The following is a 17,969-nucleotide window of genomic DNA, read 5'->3' as shown; positions in this document are numbered from 1 at the left end:
AAAGACCGCATATAACTTAGAAAACCGCTAACTAGACGACTGGTCTAATTTAACTTATAGTACCGCCCATGAACGAAAAAACGAATGACACACGCCTACATGTTTTAGATGTTGGCTATCAACTAATAGTAAACAACGGCTTTAACGGCGTTGGCCTATCGCAATTGCTTAAAGAAGCGGACGTGCCGAAAGGATCGTTTTACCACTACTTTAAATCTAAAGAGCAATTTGGTGAGGCATTGATTCAGCACTATTTTGAAAACTACATCACTAAGATTGAAGCTATTTTAGTACACGGTGAAGGTAATCATTATCAGCGAATCTTGAGCTATTTCTCGCTATGGGCGAAGACCGAAAACGGTACCTGTAATGCTCATAAATGCTTAGTCGTTAAACTCAGCGCGGAAGTTTCTGATCTCTCTGATCCTATGCGCCAAGCGCTGTTAAAAGGTGCTGAGAAAGTGACGAATACCATCGAACAGTGCATTGTCGGCGGTATTGCAGATGGCTCTATAAAGGTTGAAGACAGCCAAGAAGCAGCTCAGAACCTATACTCTATGTGGTTAGGTGCAAGCTTATTAAGCAAACTAAGCCAGAGCTCCCATAGCTTACAGACGGCTTTAAGCCTTACTGAACGAATTTTAAAAGGTGAAAGCCAATAACGCGCAGCGCGTTTGATTGGCTTTAACTTAAAACAAATCACCCGCCCTCTTATCAATTTGATGACGGCGGGATTTTTAGACAACAAGACTAGACGACTGGTCTAATTCTAAATATGTAAAACATAAATTAAGGATATCCAATGACTCAACAAGACAATCGCCGCATCGTATTGGCTTCTCGCCCAGTTGGCGCACCGACTCAAGACAACTTCCGTTTAGAGACAGTAGCTGCACCAAGTATCAAAGACGGCGAGATGTTACTTCGCTCAGTTTACCTTTCTCTAGACCCATACATGCGTGGTCGTATGAGCGATGCTAAATCCTACGCAGATCCCGTTGCGGTTGATGAAGTAATGGTTGGCGCAACCGTATGTCAGGTTGAAGAATCAAACCACGCTGATTACGAAATTGGCGAATGGGTTCTGGCTTACACAGGTTGGCAAGATCTTGGTGTGTCTAACGGTGAAGGCCTAATCAAACTAGGTAAAGAACCAACGCACCCTTCTTACGCGCTTGGCATCATGGGTATGCCTGGTTTTACTGCTTACATGGGCTTGCTTGATATCGGCCAACCTAAAGAAGGCGACACGCTAGTCGTTGCAGCAGCAACAGGTGCTGTAGGCGCAACCGTTGGACAAATCGGCAAACTAAAAGGCTGTCGTGTTATCGGCGTTGCAGGCGGTCAAGAGAAGTGTCAGTACGCGAAAGAGATTCTTGGCTTTGATGAATGCATCGACCACAAAGCTGACGACTTCGCGGAGCAATTGGCTAAAGCGTGTGACAACGGCATCGACGTTTATTTTGAAAACGTTGGCGGCAAGGTTTTCGATGCCATAATGCCATTGCTTAACACCGGTGCTCGTATTCCTGTATGTGGCCTTATCTCTCAATACAATGCGACATCACTGCCTGAAGGCCCGGATCGCATATCTAGCCTGATGGGTACGCTGCTGGTCAAGCGTATTAAGATGCAAGGCTTTATTATCTTTGATGACTACGCGCACCGTTATAACGAGTTTGCTGTTCAAATGACCGAATGGTTGTCTCAAGGCAAGATGCACTATCGTGAGCACCTAATTGAAGGTCTAGACGAGGCGCCACAAGCATTCATGGGTCTATTAGAAGGCCAAAACTTCGGTAAGCTTGTTATCAAAACAAACGAAGCTAAATAAATTCAAAACTGAACCCGCTAGTTAACTAGGTAGAATCATGATTACTTTGCATCACCTGAATAAATCACGCTCAAAGCGCATCATCTGGCTGTTGGAAGAGCTTGGGGTAGATTACCAGATCAAACCATACCAACGAGACAGTGTCACTTTTCTTGCGCCACTAGAGCTTAAGTCCGTTCACCCATTGGGTAAATCTCCTGTCATTGAAGATGATGGCATCGTGATCACTGAATCTGGTGCGATCACGGAGTACCTAATTGACAAATACGGTCAGGGTAAGTTCGCACCTACACGCGGCACCGCAGACTACGTAGAATATTCACAGTGGCTACATTTTGCTGAGAGTTCAGGTATTTTGCCGATGCTGCTTAAAATCTTTGTGATGAAAGACGGTTGCGAGACTAATTTCCTTGGCGGCTACGCTGACGATGAAAACCAAAAGATCTTAACTTACGTGAATAATGCACTTGAAGGTAAAACCTACTTGGTTGCAGACACACTAACAGGTGCAGACTTTATGATGTCGTTCATCGTAGAAATCGTTGGTAACTTTGGTGCAACTGCGCTTTACCCTAACATTGCTAAATACGGTAAGCTTTTGGCTGACCACCCTGCTTACCAAAAAGCAGAGCAAGTAGAGCTAGAACACTCGAACTGATCGAGTTTCAATCAAGCTCGGACGCGCTTAGGATAAGCACAAGCAACTAAATGAAGCCAAAGCCGATTTATCTTCTGCTTTGGCTTCTCATTTGTCTTCATTTCGACAACAATACCGAACTCTAACTGAACAGCCATAGAGTTTGATCTTAATGCCAACAAACCTCGCTCAATACACACCTCTGCACCTAGCAAACACGAATGTAGATTTAGCGCTACCGACTCGCTTTACGTTTCCGTATTACTATACCCCGCACCCTACGTGTGAATTAGCTATGCTGCAGCTTCAGCAATCACTTATCGACTGTGGTGTGAATGAAAACTCGCTAGGTAATCTCTACGCTGTGCTTCTTGTTCAGAATCCAACCACACAAGAGTTAGGTTACCTTTCTGCGTTTTCAGGCTTGCTGTTAGATCCGGCTTTGGTCTCTCAGTTAAACAACATTCACTTTGTTCCACCAGCCTTCGATTCAAAACAGTTTCAATCTCAAAACAGTGCCAACCTCGCTCGCCAGTTACAACTCGCGGACGACATTAAGAAGCTACAACAATCGCACAACCTAGACACATTATTGGCTGAACTTGAAGGGTTAAAAATCGAATCAGCACAATCTATCAAAACCTTTCAGTTAGCAATGACCGCGAACAAAGCCCAACGTAACGAACTCAGAGAACAAGCCAATCAAGAAAAAGCATTAGGGAATCTAGAGTCAGCGGCGAATTTGCTCAAACAACTGGGCAATCAAAGTAGCCAAGAGAAACGTGACCTAAAAGCGCTTCGTATTGAATGGAAACAGAAGATCGCAGAACGTCAATCACACGTTGATTTGATTGAAAACGAACTGAAAAACCGTAAGCAAGATCACCAGGCAGTTTCAGAACAGTTGGAAACTCAACGTCTCTCTCACTATCGCTTTATCAATCAAGCCAAGCAACCTAAGAATTTACTCGAGTTACTCGATGGCAAAGACGCGCTTGAAGGCTCTGGTGACTGCTGCCTACCTAAGTTGCTTAACTTCGCCTTTGAGCATGGGCTTAAGCCGTTAGCATTGTCTGAATTTTGGTGGGGATTACCAACTACAGATATCATTCGACAACACGCAAACCTCTACCCTGTTTGCCAGAGTAAAAGCTTTGAGATCCTCGAACACCAGCTAAGTTACATAGAGCTAGAAGATAACCCGCTTATCGTAAACCCTGCGGTGGGTAAGTCGTTTGATATTGTTTATGAAGACGAAGATATCGTGGTGGTGAATAAACCAGAGGAGTTCTTGTCGGTTCCAGGTAAGTTTATCGAAGATTCTGTTTATACTCGCATAAAAGCGCGTTACCCGGACGCTACTGGTCCTTTGATCATCCATAGATTGGACATGTCGACATCTGGCTTGTTGATCTTGGCGCTCACGGCCGAGTCAAACAAACACATTCAAAAACAGTTCATCGATAGAACCGTCGAGAAGCGCTACACCGCTTTGTTAGATGGTGAAATAACGGGTGAATCTGGCGATATCAGCCTGCCTTTGCGTGGCGACATCACCGACAGACCAAGACAGCTCGTTTGTCATGAACATGGGCGCAACGCAGAAACGCACTGGCAAGCAGTCAGCACCAATAACGGAAAAACCAAGGTGCACTTGTATCCAAAAACAGGCCGTACCCACCAGCTACGCATACACTGCGCTCACCCACAAGGACTTGGCGTACCAATTCGTGGTGACGACTTATACGGATACAAACGCGAGCGCTTACACCTGCACGCTGGCTACCTAAAGTTGATTCACCCGACAACAGGTGAATGGATGGAGTTCGAAGTGCCCTCTGAGTTTTAAGCTGTTCTTATCGTGCTAAAACTATTACAGCGATGAAACTATTACCGCGCTAAAATTTTTGTCCCATTAAAACTTTTTCTCGCTAAAGCTCTCATTTCGCTTAAGTTCTTGTTTCGTTATATTTTTTATCTCATTAAACGCGTCAGGGTTCTAAATCTGCTTGAGATATAGAACCCTGAAGTTTAATTTTTTTATGTGCTTATCACAGGCCGGTAGCGTACTTTCGTTACTAACTTCAATGTTGCAGAGGCCTAACCCATAACATCAGTGCGTTGTTCCACACACTCGTAAGAGCCCATTTCGAACTCACGGCAGATCCAAGGTCGGTTTTCGTAAATAGTACACATCAGTGTTTCTCTATCTACCGCAGAACACCAACCGTCGTCTAATCTCAACATGGTTTCGCCGCCCCACTCGTCATACGCAATATGCTCTTCAGGAACGCCGGTATCTGTGATGACCATAACCTCTAAACGACAACAGCATGCCTGACAATTGGCACATGTTACTTCGGGCTCGGTTACGTTCTTTATCTCTATCGTCATAAGTGACTACACTGCTAAATTTTGCGTATAGTAATCGAAACCGCCCGCTACGGCTAATAAAGATGGTACGAAGCGGTGTTTTCATTGATGTAAAAATAACAATGGGCGCTGTGATTCACTCACAACGCCCATATATTTCTACTTTTCATTGCGACTTATCGCCACAAGCTCTATTTAGAATAGGCTCGCGAAGAACAACTTAACATAGTCCATTAAACGTTTGAACAAACCGCCCTGTTCAACCGCTTCCAGCGCAATTAACGGCTGGGTTTGCACATCTTCACCATCAACGGTGTAATGAACCACCCCTAACGTTTGACCTTCTGCAATTGGGGCTTTCAGTTCAGAGTTAAGCTCGATAGATGCAGTCAGCTTTTTACTGTCTGACTTAGGCAGCGTAATAAACGTGTCTTCTGCAACACCTAACTTCAATGTGTCTTGATCACCAAACCACACCTTCTCTTCAGCCACTTGATCGCCGCCTTGGTGCGGGTTTAGTGTATCGAAGAAACGGAAACCATAGCTCAACAACTGCTTGCTGTCTGACTCACGGCTCTTAACACTTGATGCGCCCATCACAACCGCGATAAGTCTCATCTCACCTTGTGTCGCTGAACTCGCTAAACTGTAGCCTGCGCCAGATGTGTAGCCCGTTTTCATACCATCAACCGTTAAGCTTCTATCACGCAACAAGCCATTACGGTTGTGTTGTGTAATGCCGTTATAACTGAAAGAACGCTCGCTGTATAAACCATACACATCCGGTAAATCACGAATAATGGCACGACCGAGTAGCGCAATATCATAAGGAGTCGAATAGAGATCATCAGCGTCTAAACCATGTGCATTGGCAAAATGGGTATTTTCTAGCTTTAGAGATGTAGCCCAAGAGTTCATAAGATCGACGAATGCATCTTGTGAACCTGCAACGTGTTCTGCAATCGCAACGCTTGCATCGTTACCTGATTGAATAATCAAACCTCGATAAAGGTCCATCATGGCTACATCAGTGTTTACTTCGATAAACATTTTTGAAGAGTCAGGGAAGTTCTTCGCCCACGCATTTTCGCTGATTCGTACTTGATCGTCAGCAGAGATGTTGCCTCGCTTCATCTCTTGTCCGGCCACATAGCTGGTCATCAACTTGGTCAGACTCGCTGGGTTTAACTTAGTGTGTGCGTTTTTTTCTACCAGCACATCACCAGAATTAAAATCAATTAACACATAGCCTTTTGCGCCTAGGCTAGGCGGGCTTGGTACAATAGAAGGTGCTGCGATAGCTGCATTACTGACCATCGTTGCGTTACTTACAATGAATATACTTAATAGAGGGAGAGAGTATTTGGAGAACAGTTTCATTGAATCAAACCTAAGTTAACGTTTTGTGCAGTATAGACAAATGCTAGCAAAAGAAGCGCGAACTTTACGTTGCTTTACGTATTTGTACCGTTCGTTACAAATAAAAAAGCAGAATCTGCGATCTGACCATTTTTTCAACAGAAAATATTGATTCAATGAATGTGTACATCGCTTAATTCTAGCGTTCGGGCATACGTCTAAATAGCATATCTATAAAGCCAGTAATGCGCTGTTTGCTTTCGCTTGGCTCTAAGTCAGGCTGGATACCAGACTGAGCTAGAGCTTGCCACAATACGACTTCAGATTCAGGAACGAAAAAGTCAATGTACAAAGACCCTTTCTCCGCTACTTTACCTTCACCATCGTAAAATGGCACACCAGTAGATAGCTTAATCGCATCGAAGATAGACTCATCGTTCAGTTCCGATTCTTCCGCTAATCCAAAGCCTACAACAACATCGCCGACACCATCCTGTTTTAACTGATAACCTTTACTAGAGAGCTGTTCTTGAATCGCGTCACGCACCAGATCAGTAACCACGGTTTCATCGTATTTTTGAGAAAGGTAAACCTGTTCTGACTCAGGATGCCATGAATACGTCAGCACGCCGTGTTTCATGAAATCAAAATCACCGCTAGTGACCACACCATAATTATGCGTGGGTGGTATTTCTTGCGTAGTACATGCGGTCAGCCCAATAGCCATCAAAGCCAACAGTGCTACTTTTTTTATGCTTTTTGTTGCACAGATGGATCGTTTTATCATTCGTGACTCCCTTACCCATATAAGAATAACTATCAATTCAACCTCCAACATAAATAGTAATTATGTTAATAGAAAGGTCATTAAACGTTTGCGTAATCGCTAACCTTCACTTCTGTCCATTTTTGGGGTTTTATCACAAAAACAGAGTTGGTATAGTTTACCCCGTTAAACAAAACCAGACCATTCGAGGCACGGAGCTTCCTCAATCATCTCATGAAGAGAAGAATTGGTACCGACAAAGTATCGGCAAATTTAAGAGGGTCAAACAATGGAATTCAATATGGTTGAAATTTTAGGTTACGCTGCGTCTATTATGGTCGCAATTTCATTAACAATGAAAGATATCGTTCGTCTGCGTGTCCTTAACTTTATTGGCTGTACACTCTTTACAGCATACGGCGTTATGATTGACGCATGGCCAGTTGTCGCGACCAACGGTTTCATCGCTTGTGTAAACATCTACTTTCTTGCAAAAATGCAAAAGGAAAAAAAAACGGAAGCGATGAAAGCAGCGAAAGCTTAAATTAGCGATTAGCATTTCAAATAATTCTGAAAAAGCCCAAATAAAGCGATCTATTTGGGCTTTTTTATATCTGTTATTCCTCTACACGCTCACTACCTTCTACTTTTTCACCGTTCGGACATAGCGGGCGTAAAACATAGTAAGACCATGAATAAAAAACGCCGAACAGGATTGAGTTCGGCGTTTGACTCTACGTTAAGTGGTTTGTTTAAGGAGGTGGGGATAGAAAGCTCTCACCTCTATCAACAAATCAATACTATGAACACACTTTGGTCCAGCTACCGTCACTGCCCGGCTCAGAACTTGTCCACCAGTTAGCTTGGTAAATACTACCGTTGTGAACGACTTGGTCACCCGTGTTTGCATGGCTTGGATTACCTGCCCAATCTTTCTGAGGTAGATCTGGGTAAACAGTTAAACCTGCAGTATCACACGTACCAGGGTTTGTACCACCATCGCCAGGGTTACCACCACCAGAACTGATATCACCTAATGGTAGATCCGGTTGCTCAAAGCTAAAGGCATAGTCGACGCCATTCACACTCACCGCATAGTTTGCAGGGCCTGAAATTGGTAAGTAATACACCATATCTAGCTCATACACACCACCAGCAGGAAGATCTTCCCATGCAGGTAACGTGAACGCTACGCGGTGCATAGTACCGTCTAATCCGCCGATGTTATCCGTACGAGTATGACCCGAAGCAATCACAGACAAACCGCCGCCCGATTGATCTTTCGCGTTATCAGGTGCTGATACTGGGATATCGAATTGGAACTCAGTTCCCCCCGGAAGTGCTTGACCAGTGTTGTTTGTGAACGTGATCTTAGGATTGATTGGGTAGTTTTGGTCGCCGACTTTGAAGCCACCAACCGATACCGCGATATCTAATGCTTCTGTTGGAGTAGCACCCGTCGCTACTTTGTTTCCGTATGGCGTCGCAGACTTAAACTTATCGTAGATAGCTTTAGTCATGGTGTTACCCATATGGAACTCACCGTTACCACTATTACACGCTTGTTCAGTCGTATCGATAGACGTTCGGTTGCCATTCGCATCGAGTACATAACAGTTGTAATCCCCTGCAAGTTCCCAGAACATGATGCCACCGATCTCTTTGTCGATAACGTAGTCAGCTTTCACGTCGATAGACTGTTTATCTTCCGTTGAAAGGAATACGCCCTTCTCTGCATTCCACAGCCAAGGGGCAACTGCCACACTGTCGTAGTTACGCGTGTAAGTTCCCGTTAGAACATCTGAAGGATCATTCATAGGATCAAGCTTGTAAGCTTCTGCATATGAGCCCCAAATTCCTTTTTCTAGGTTCTTCGCGTGCCACATTGGGTTTGAACCCGCACCCATCTCGTTGCCTTTCGGATCGGTATCGTGCCACATGTTGTCGATACCAATAGCGCCATGACCACAGTTGTTCTTCTCGCCTTCGCCTGTACCCGCCGCACATTCAGATTGATTTGGTAGCGCAGCTCGCCCCCAAAGACCATTTTCGCCACCAGTTACACCTTGCCAACCACGCGTGTAGTAAGGCACACCGATGTTAATACGACCTGCTGGCATTGAGCCACGGAAGTAATGGTAAGCCCAATCCGTGTTCAAATAACCGATACCGCCGTAAGCCGCCGTGTCGTAAACATTCCACTGTGCTAACTCAGAATCTTTACCTGTATCAAACAAGGCAGCGTTATGACCAACGTGATCGTTCCACGCACCGTGAAGATCGTAAGACATGATGTTCACGTAATCGAGATACTTGGTTACATCAAATGTTTCCATACCGCGCAATAGGTAGCCAGAAGAAGGCGCTGCGATCGTTAACATGTAGTGATTGCCATCTTGCGCAGACGCAGCATCGAGCTTCTCACGTAGCACTTTCATCAACACTTGGTACGAAGCCCATAGGTACTGACGACGTGGTTCCATGAAATCTTTGTCGTATGGGTTACCAGCGCCTGCCATTGAGGTTGGGTATTCGTAATCGATATCTAGACCATCGAACTGGTACTTACGCAGCATTTCGACCGCTGAAGTCGCGAATGTTTCGATACCTTGATGGTTGATAGAACCATCAGCATTGGTCGTCATGGTGTAGAAACCACCATCAGCCACGCGGCTGCCATCAGTCGCGAAGTGACCACCTGTTTCAGCCCAACCACCGATTGAGATTAACGTTTTCACGCCGTGTTTTTTCTTCGCTGTCGCTAATGCACCGAAGTGACCTTTGAAGCCTAATGCCGGATCAACTTCCACACCCGGCCACTCTTTACCAACCGCTGCGTTATTTGGATCGTTTACATCACCGACGTTTACTTTGCCATCTGAACCGATGCTCACGAAAGCGTAGTTAATGTGTGTGAGCTGTTCCCAAGGAATATCATTTACTAGGTAAGCAGCTTGTGGGTCATCCCCTGCACGCCAACTTGTGAAGTAACCAATGACACGACGGGGATGGTCTGCGCCCATTTTCTCACGGCCTTCATCATCGTAAATTGTACAGTAAGGAACATCGACACCTTGAGTTTGATATAAGCCATCAGGGCGACATGTGCTCACTGTTGGAGCGCCGTTCACGGTCAAAGATGCCAACGCAGAATCTGCAGTCGCACCTTGGTCGTCTGTTGCTTTCGCGTAAACCGCTAAAGAACCCGCTTGAGTTGTTGTGTAATCTAACGTGTAAGGGCTCGTTGCAGCAGTGCCCACAAGAGCACCCGCTACGTAGAAATCAACCTTATCAACCGTGCCATCGCTATCTGCTGCCGCTGCTGTCAGTGTGACTACACCACCAACATCAACAGATGTCACTGAAAGTGCAACTGAAACTGTCGGTGCTTCATTCCCTGGTTGTGCTGAATCAACAGAAACAGAAACCGCACTTGCAACACTTGCTGCGCCTTCATTATCCGTTGCAACAACAGAAACCTGATGATTACCCGACGTTGCAGCCCAAGTCGCTTCGAAAGGTGCCGCTGTGACTACCGCAACAGATGCGCCATCAACAAAGAACTCAACCGAAGCCACACTGCCATCAGAATCTAGTGCTGTTGCACTCAATACAACATTATCGCCTTCAGTAATCACGTCAGAAGCAGAGGGTGCCGTTAATGAAGCCGTTGGTACTTCATTTGGCGTACCGCCACCTCCGCCACCACTACACACATCAATCTTTTTCCATTGTGCATAGTCACCCTCAAATTGGCTCGGGTTGTTATTTTGATTCCAGTAATTCGCTGAGTACGCGCTGCCGTCATGTGAAACCTGATCACCACCGGTGTACACCGTGGCGGAATCCCACGCTTCTAACGTTGAACAATCCACAGCCGCGTAGCTGTTGAACGCCATTAAGCATGACGCGGTGAGAGTACTGAGTGTAAAAACCTTCTTGGCCACTCTTCCTTGGTTTAGGTGCATGTTAGCTGTCCCTTAAGTTATTGTTTCAAGATGCTTAATTTAAGTGTCATATTTCTCATCACTTAAATCTCTTCGCAAAACAACTGTAGGTAACAGTGCCAATTTAACACCTAAAATATTCGATATTTATAAAATGACTCGCATTAATTTGTTTATAGCATGCAATGAGTCGACACTTATTTTGCACGAACAACTAATATTAAATTTATTTCGGTACGCTAAAAAATATCGCCTAATTCGTATCCTTAATTACAAAACTCTATTCATATCTGCTTTATTTGTTCGTTCTGAAATTTCGTTTTAAAACTAACCAAAAGGGATTGATTTCGCCGTAGAACTGATTTCTTTTCTAAATTTGCCCACTTTTCCTTAACAATTGTGGTAGTATCGCGGATTTTTTTGACGAACCTCACATTTCCAATGCAAGTGTGGGAGAAATACATAGGCTTGAAAGAGCCAAATATAGCGAAGAAATAATGTCCAACTTGACGCAAGTCGCCAACGAAAACATCAACGCAGAATCTACTTCTATCGATTTCAATAAAGCTCAATCTTTGGGTGAAAAGCTGGAACTCGGAAACCCAGTCTTTTGGCTTAGTGGCAGTTTTTTAACCCTCTTTGTCATCCTAGCCTTCACCAACACCTCCGTGTTGTCCGAACTTGTAAACATCGGCTTTAGTTATTCAACTAAATGGTTCGGTGCTTTCTGGCAAGTCCTACTACTTCTCAACTTCATTATCGGTTTAGTGCTTGCACTAGGTCGCACTGGCCACGTTCGCTTAGGAACGCTTGCCCTACCTGAAATGACCACCTTTAAATGGATGTCTATCGTCCTATGTACGCTGCTAGCCGGCGGTGGGGTGTTCTGGGCAGCCGCAGAGCCTATTGCTCACTTTGTTTCAGCTCCGCCACTGTATGGCAACGCAGATCCTCAAGCGATGGCGTTCAATGCTCTATCACAATCTTTCATGCACTGGGGTTTCCTTGCATGGGCAATCTTAGGTGGTTTGTCTTCCATCGTGTTAATGCACTTGCATTACGACAAAGGCCTTCCTCTTAAGCCTCGCACTCTGCTTTACCCAGTACTTGGCGACAAAGCGATTAACAGCTGGGTTGGTAACGTAGTCGACGCATGCAGCATCGTGGCTGTAGCCGCAGGTACTATCGGCCCTATCGGCTTCCTTGGCCTACAAATCAGCTACGCGCTAAGCGAACTGTTTGGTATTTCCGACAGCTTTGCTACACAAAGTGTCGTTATTATCTTTGCTATCGCAATGTACACGCTTTCTGCTTTGAGCGGCGTGAACAAAGGTATCCAACTGGTAAGCCGTTACAACATCATCTTGTCTGTGTGTCTAATCGGCTACATCCTTCTTGTTGGCCCAACGAGCTTCATCGTTGATGGCTACCTGCAAGGTATGGGCGAAATGGTTGATAACTTCATCCCAATGGCGCTATACCGCCAAGATACAGCGTGGCTAGGTGGTTGGACGGTATTCTTCTGGGGTTGGTTCTTAGGTTATGGCCCAATGATGGCTATCTTCATTGCTCGCATCTCACGTGGCCGTACTATTCGCCAAATGATCGTTTCTATCAGCATCGTTGCACCGCTTGTAACGTGTTTCTGGTTCAGCATCGTTGGTGGTAGCGGTTTAGCGTTTGAATTAGAGAACCCAGGAGTGATCTCTAGTGCATTCGAAGGCTTTAACCTTCCTGCTGTGCTACTGGCCATTACCGCTCAACTGCCGTTCCCGACTTTGATTGCAATTCTGTTCCTGATCCTGACGACCACGTTCATCGTGACAACAGGTGACTCAATGACTTACACAATCAGTGTGGTAATGACGGGTACGACAGAGCCAAACGCAGCGGTACGTACCTTCTGGGGTATCATCATGGGTGCGGTAGCGATCACACTTATCTCGATGGGTTCAGGCGGCATCTCCGCTCTACAGTCGTTCATTGTAATCACAGCGGTTCCGGTATCGTTTATCTTGCTCCCGTGTCTATGGCACGCGCCGAAGATCGCGAAGCAGATGGCAAGAGATCAAGGTATCGCTTAATACCTGACCCGATTTAGTTTCGGGTAGCGTAGAACACTAAAAAGCCACTCAAGTGATTCACCTGAGTGGCTTTGTTTTATCTGTTCGTTACTTCTATCTACGAAGCTTATTTCAATCGATAGTTCGGCTTATTGAAACTTTTCACCCGCAGCAACCATAAACGACATCTCAACCAGTAGCTCAGGATTAGCAAGTTCTGCTTTCACGCATGCACGGCTTGGCGCGCAGCCTTCAGGGAACCACGCTTCCCAAACTTCATTGAGTGCATCAAAGTTAGCGAAATCCGTGAGATAAATAGTCACTGACAATACGCGAGATTTGTCGCTGTCTACCAAACTCATCATTTCTTCGGCTTGTTCGAAGATTTGCTGAACCTGACTCTTAATTCCTGCTGTTGTATCCGTCTCTGCCACTTCCACAAAGCTTGCAATACCGTTAAAAACAGTTACATCAGACCAACGTTTGGTCGGGTTAATTCTATGAATTTTCACTGGTTATACTCTTCTTATAATTAGGGTGAACATCAGCGTAATCTAATCCAAATCGCGAATATTGAAAACAAAAATTGGAAAACTCGCGGTACCTTTTGAACAGCACTATCGCTTCCCCATTGCTTTGGTTCTCAACATCACTAGCCTTTAAGCCCCTATCGAGACAATAAGTCGCCACGTGTCAAATCTCTAGATAAATATATTAATTATTATTCTCAATGCGAAATTTAATCTGAACTCTTGCGGTCATATTCAAGGATTTTATTAAATGGAGTACTTTTATGCATGTTCAAACCTATGATTTAAAACAGAGTAATGTGGGATATAACCTTGGAGTGGTTGGAGTAGCATTAGTGCTCGCTTGGATTGGAATTTATAAGTTTACGCCAACTGAAGCGATGCTCATTGAACCGCTAATCGCGAATCATCCTGCAATGAACTGGCTTTACAATCTGTTCTCAGTACAAGCTGTGTCTAACATGGTGGGTGGCGCGGAGATCATCGTCGCGATTGGATTGATCGTTGGATTTAAGAAGCCGACAGTAGCTTTCTACTCAGGCATTGCTGCATCGGCTATCTTTGTTGTGACACTTAGCTTCCTGGTTACAACGCCAAACGCTTGGAAAGTATCGGATGGCATCTTAGTCACTAACTTCTTCCTAGTGAAAGATATCCTGTTTTTGGCTATCGCGATTAGCGTAATCGAACATAACAAACCTCAGAAGTAACCGTAAATCTAGAAGTGGCCAAACCTAGAAGTAACCTTAAACCTTTAAATAAAAAGACTCGAAGCTGGCTAGAAGGACGCTGCCAGCTTCTGATGTATAAGGTTTTACTTGGCAATACCATCGTGATTAAAGCATTGTCTCGTTACCAATCCCCATTTTTCGTCGTGGTATTGATCTTCGACGTAGTTACCTGAGGTATAGTCGTTAACAACCTCTCTCCAGAACTTAACAGCATGCTCTGCACCTAGTACTTGCTTGATTTCCCAACTGCCCTTTAGATGTTCAAACAGTTCAGAAATAAACTGTTTTCCTACTTTATTTTTTCGAAAATAAGGCACTACATAGAAGTCGCAAATCTCAAACTCGTTTGGCGCTTTGGTTTCAATGGCGGTTAACGCGGCAGGAACTCCATCAATGTAGAGTAAGTAACCCGTAACGCTATCACCAAGCGTCGGGTAGATCTCAAACAAACCGTACTCGTCTGGTTTATCTCCAATGATCTTTGAAAACTCGGCCGCATACCCCTGATACAAATTCGCGTATACCTGTTGATTACCGCTATAGACTGTCACAATGTTCATAAACAACTCTCTTTCTAACAATCACTATTGATGCCATATATTATGAATCATAAACGGTAACTTTGTCTTCTCGAAACTAAGGTAAGTCTCTTAACTTCTTAGCAGGGTTGCCTGTATAAATACCTTTCTCAGTGATGTCTTTGGTGACCACACTGCCCGCGCCGATTACTGCACCTTCACAAATGCTCACAGACAGAACCGTGGCGTTAGAACCAATCGTGACGTTGTCAGCTATCCAGGTACGACCCCAGCTTTCAGGATTGGGATCTGGTTTGCCCTCTTTGAATAAGTCGTTGGCAAACATGACTCCGTGACCAACAAAGCAGTCACTGCCAATAGTCACATACTCGCAAATAAAAGTATGAGATTGAATCTTACTTCTCGCGCCTATCACCGAGTTCTTTTGAATCTCAACAAAGGGGCCAATGAATACATCATCTTTAAGCTCACAGCCATAAACGTTGCTTGGCTCGATGATAGTGACATTCTCACCACAGGTAATATCAGTAATCTGTGCTTTTAATACTCTTGGGCTTGCCATACTTCCTCTAACATCAACACCATATATCAACCTAAGCAATTGTGCCGTAAGCAATTAAGTACAAGCAAATTGTAAGAAAGAGAGTTGGTAGTGGATCAAAGATTCCATGAGCCTGATAACTAAAACAGTCCAACCAACACGACTGACAGCAGTACCCCACCTATAAAGCTAGGCGCATGAAATGGGCGAGCTTTAGATTTTACGTACTCTATCTGAAGGTCTTCTTGATAAGTTTTGGCGGCAAGTTCTTTTACGTAGTTATTTTGCATAATAAGCTCCTTTTCAATGAGTAGAGAAGCTTAAGACTTGAAGTAAGGTTGAGGTAAAGCAAAAATTCAGATTAATTGAACACTTTAGTTTTGTTACTCGAGGATTACCCTAAAAACATCGTTATTCACGCCGCCCACGTCCACTAATTCTCCAGTTTCCATATGAAGTGAAGTGTTTAATTGTCGAGTTGAGCGTGGCTCTTTCGTTTCTCGAATCACGAGCAGATCGACCAAGTAGCCAGAGTATTGCTTTCGTATTAAGCCTGAAAAAGTAACACTTTCAACCCTATCCGCGAGTACAGAATTAAATGTTTTATCTTCTAAAACACCCGCGGAGATGGATGTATCACCATAAAATAGCGTGATGGTTGTTGGGTCGGGAGTTAACTTTTGATTGGATGAACACCCCATCATAGCTAAGCACAACATTAAAATAACTCGAAATTGCATAAACTGGTTTTCTTACGTTAAGCGTCTGTTTTTCATATTAAAACACTTCACATCAATAAACACCATATGTCGGGCAGAAGCTTGTTTAGAGTAAGTTATGTAGTGAGGCTTAACGAAGGAGTTACGTCTTGAGATGGGTTCGTTAATCAGAGAATCGGCTCTAGCTCCTTGTTCAGAAGCTAAAGCCGACATTAGATCGAGATTATCGAATTGGGTTCAGTGAATTAAGCAACAACGTCTTGTGGAGGTGTGCCTTCGCAGTTAGAAACGACAGCATCAATTTGAATCAGTGCATTCATAGGAATCTCTGAAACCCCCACCACCGTTCTTGCCGGTAAGTCAGCATTAAAGAACGTAGTGTAGACCTCGTTCACCGCATCAATATCTGAAATATCTTTAAGTTGAATATTAATTTTCACCGTATCGTCCATGCTATGGTCAACACTTTCAATGATCGCCTTAATATTCTTAAGACACTGTTCAGTTTGCTCTTTTATACCACCAGCAATCACTGCATTGATTTTCGGATCTACAGGTAGTTGGCCTGAAATATGGTTATAGTGAGAGAAAGCAACGGTGTGCGAATAAGGCATGAATGGTGCAGCAACAGTATTATTAGCTTCAATAACCAGTAGGCGCGTATCTTCTGGTAATTGCGGCGGTGTACCGTCGCCATGTGAAACGGACGTATCGATTTGAATTAAAGCACCCATTGGTAATTCAGTTGCGTTAACAACTGTACGAGCAGGGACATAGCTTGGGAAGAATTTAGCACATACTTCATTTACCGCTTCCGCATCTGCGATATTTTTTAGGTAGATAGTCGTTTTAACCACATCATTCATTACATGACCGATGCTTTCTAGAATAGCTTTAATGTTTGATAGACATTGTGCTGTTTGCGCCTCGATACCACCATCAACCAACTCACCTGTGGTTACATCTATCGGTAACTGAGCTGAAAGATTGTTGTAGTGAGAGAAAGCCGCTGTCTGAGTCGATACAGTACTTTGAGGCGCATTATCCGTATTTCTTGATACCTTAACTAGCGCGCAAGGTGCTTGTGGTTTAGTGCCTTCACCGTTTGAAATCAGAGCATCCATTTGAACTAAAGCGTCACTATGCGGTAGCGCAGTTACGCCCACGACTGTACGCGTAGGAAGAGTGTTGTGGAAGAAGCTTTTGTAGACTTCATCAATAGCATCGATATCAGAAATATTCTTAACGAAAACATTAATCTTCACGACATCATCCATAACATGGTCGATGCTTTCAACAATGGCTTTAATATTATTTAAGCATTGTGCTGCTTGGTCTTTAATATCGCCAATCACGACTTCACCTGTTTTAGGTTCAACAGGTAATTGAGCTGAAAAATTATTATAATGAGAAAAAGCGACCGTTTGTGTAGATACAGAGTTTATTGGTGCACTTTCAGTATTTCTTGAAATTTTAATGATATCGCTACTCATCGGAATTATCCTTTTAATAATAAATATATACGTATTTATATTTAACAATCGTATTGGGAAGAATGATTAAAGTAGCGCCATGTTAAGTGAATTGTTTTAGGGTAAACGTGATATCCATCAGAGTATTACCTGACTATAAATCAGTGAGTTATAGAATAATTAGTCATCAAACGCCTAATTATCCGCAAATAAGATGGTGAACCGAGTAATAAGTCCCCTTTATCTTTTGATATATTCAACAATCATGAATACCCACTCAGATAAAGATATAGATAACTTTTAAAATTTAGAAAACATTTGATAGGTTGTTCACATTAAAGCCCTGAAAAATCACTTACTAGATGAATTGTGAAGAACACACTCTTAGATTTGTGCATAAACTAGGCTTTGTTTCCTAAATCAGGGAACTAATGCTTAAAGCTACGATCAGATCATCT

General features: G+C 43.8%; 17 protein-coding genes. 7 read left to right on the top strand and 10 right to left on the bottom strand.

Going from position 1 to position 17,969, the window contains the following annotated elements:
• The first annotated feature begins 68 nt into the window (after window positions 1-68).
• The 4 genes from ACED45_RS17575 to ACED45_RS17560 all read left to right on the top strand — a co-directional run bounded on the left by ACED45_RS17575 (window position 69) and on the right by ACED45_RS17560 (window position 4,320).
• A complete protein-coding gene (locus ACED45_RS17575; protein WP_327784890.1) occupies window positions 69-662 on the top strand; it encodes a TetR/AcrR family transcriptional regulator in 594 nt (197 codons plus the stop codon).
• A gap of 140 nt (window positions 663-802) precedes the next feature.
• On the top strand, window positions 803-1,834 hold the full coding sequence (locus tag ACED45_RS17570) for an NADP-dependent oxidoreductase (RefSeq protein WP_371714606.1): 1,032 nt from the start codon (window positions 803-805) through the stop codon (window positions 1,832-1,834).
• 37 nt (window positions 1,835-1,871) lie between these two features.
• Entirely contained in the window at window positions 1,872-2,492 is a 621-nt protein-coding gene (locus tag ACED45_RS17565) for a glutathione S-transferase family protein (protein ID WP_371714605.1), read from the top strand.
• A 151-nt stretch (window positions 2,493-2,643) separates the two neighbouring features.
• Window positions 2,644-4,320, top strand: a complete 1,677-nt coding sequence (locus ACED45_RS17560) for a pseudouridine synthase (RefSeq protein ID WP_371714604.1) — start codon at window positions 2,644-2,646, stop codon at window positions 4,318-4,320.
• Between the two features lie 251 nt (window positions 4,321-4,571).
• Here the strand turns inward: ACED45_RS17560 and ACED45_RS17555 are convergent, their stop codons facing one another.
• The 3 genes from ACED45_RS17555 to ACED45_RS17545 all read right to left on the bottom strand — a co-directional run bounded on the left by ACED45_RS17555 (window position 4,572) and on the right by ACED45_RS17545 (window position 6,990).
• Window positions 4,572-4,865, bottom strand: coding sequence for a YkgJ family cysteine cluster protein (locus tag ACED45_RS17555; protein WP_371714603.1), 294 nt, complete (start codon window positions 4,863-4,865; stop codon window positions 4,572-4,574).
• Window positions 4,866-5,039: 174 nt separating this feature from the next.
• Entirely contained in the window at window positions 5,040-6,224 is a 1,185-nt protein-coding gene (locus ACED45_RS17550; RefSeq protein WP_371714602.1) for a serine hydrolase, read from the bottom strand.
• A gap of 178 nt (window positions 6,225-6,402) precedes the next feature.
• Window positions 6,403-6,990 carry a DUF4136 domain-containing protein gene (locus ACED45_RS17545; protein ID WP_371714601.1) on the bottom strand — a complete coding sequence of 196 codons (588 nt, stop codon included), beginning with the start codon at window positions 6,988-6,990 and terminating at the stop codon, window positions 6,403-6,405.
• A gap of 268 nt (window positions 6,991-7,258) precedes the next feature.
• Between ACED45_RS17545 and ACED45_RS17540 the strand changes: the two genes are divergently transcribed.
• Complete coding sequence (locus tag ACED45_RS17540; RefSeq protein WP_010430226.1) at window positions 7,259-7,513, top strand: YgjV family protein; 255 nt, start codon at window positions 7,259-7,261, stop codon at window positions 7,511-7,513.
• 256 nt (window positions 7,514-7,769) lie between these two features.
• Here ACED45_RS17540 and ACED45_RS17535 read toward each other — a convergent pair whose 3' ends face one another.
• On the bottom strand, window positions 7,770-10,937 hold the full coding sequence (locus ACED45_RS17535; protein WP_371714600.1) for a chitinase C-terminal domain-containing protein: 3,168 nt from the start codon (window positions 10,935-10,937) through the stop codon (window positions 7,770-7,772).
• 476 nt (window positions 10,938-11,413) lie between these two features.
• On the opposite strand from ACED45_RS17535, the gene ACED45_RS17530 reads away from it, so the two are divergent.
• A complete protein-coding gene (locus tag ACED45_RS17530; protein ID WP_017062653.1) occupies window positions 11,414-13,000 on the top strand; it encodes a BCCT family transporter in 1,587 nt (528 codons plus the stop codon).
• A 128-nt stretch (window positions 13,001-13,128) separates the two neighbouring features.
• On the opposite strand, the gene ACED45_RS17525 is transcribed toward ACED45_RS17530, so the two are convergent.
• Entirely contained in the window at window positions 13,129-13,491 is a 363-nt protein-coding gene (locus ACED45_RS17525) for a RidA family protein (protein ID WP_017062654.1), read from the bottom strand.
• Window positions 13,492-13,772: 281 nt separating this feature from the next.
• On the opposite strand from ACED45_RS17525, the gene ACED45_RS17520 reads away from it, so the two are divergent.
• Entirely contained in the window at window positions 13,773-14,219 is a 447-nt protein-coding gene (locus tag ACED45_RS17520; protein WP_017064470.1) for a DUF417 family protein, read from the top strand.
• A 104-nt stretch (window positions 14,220-14,323) separates the two neighbouring features.
• Here the strand turns inward: ACED45_RS17520 and ACED45_RS17515 are convergent, their stop codons facing one another.
• From ACED45_RS17515 to ACED45_RS17495, 5 genes are all read right to left on the bottom strand, one after another.
• Window positions 14,324-14,800: a GNAT family N-acetyltransferase gene (locus ACED45_RS17515; protein ID WP_371714599.1), complete on the bottom strand. Its 477-nt coding sequence runs from the start codon at window positions 14,798-14,800 to the stop codon at window positions 14,324-14,326.
• Between the two features lie 76 nt (window positions 14,801-14,876).
• Complete coding sequence (locus ACED45_RS17510; protein WP_371714598.1) at window positions 14,877-15,341, bottom strand: acyltransferase; 465 nt, start codon at window positions 15,339-15,341, stop codon at window positions 14,877-14,879.
• 119 nt (window positions 15,342-15,460) lie between these two features.
• Entirely contained in the window at window positions 15,461-15,610 is a 150-nt protein-coding gene (locus ACED45_RS17505; RefSeq protein WP_371714597.1) for a hypothetical protein, read from the bottom strand.
• Between the two features lie 93 nt (window positions 15,611-15,703).
• Entirely contained in the window at window positions 15,704-16,060 is a 357-nt protein-coding gene (locus tag ACED45_RS17500) for a hypothetical protein (protein WP_285953594.1), read from the bottom strand.
• A gap of 224 nt (window positions 16,061-16,284) precedes the next feature.
• Window positions 16,285-17,532: a RidA family protein gene (locus tag ACED45_RS17495; protein ID WP_371714596.1), complete on the bottom strand. Its 1,248-nt coding sequence runs from the start codon at window positions 17,530-17,532 to the stop codon at window positions 16,285-16,287.
• Between the last annotated feature and the right edge of the window lie 437 nt (window positions 17,533-17,969).

Source organism: Vibrio crassostreae (assembly GCF_041439375.1).
Classification (GTDB): Bacteria; Pseudomonadota; Gammaproteobacteria; order Enterobacterales; family Vibrionaceae; genus Vibrio; species Vibrio crassostreae_D.
The sequence above is the reverse complement of the archived record's forward strand: the minus strand, read 5'-3'. Positions and strand labels throughout refer to the sequence as shown.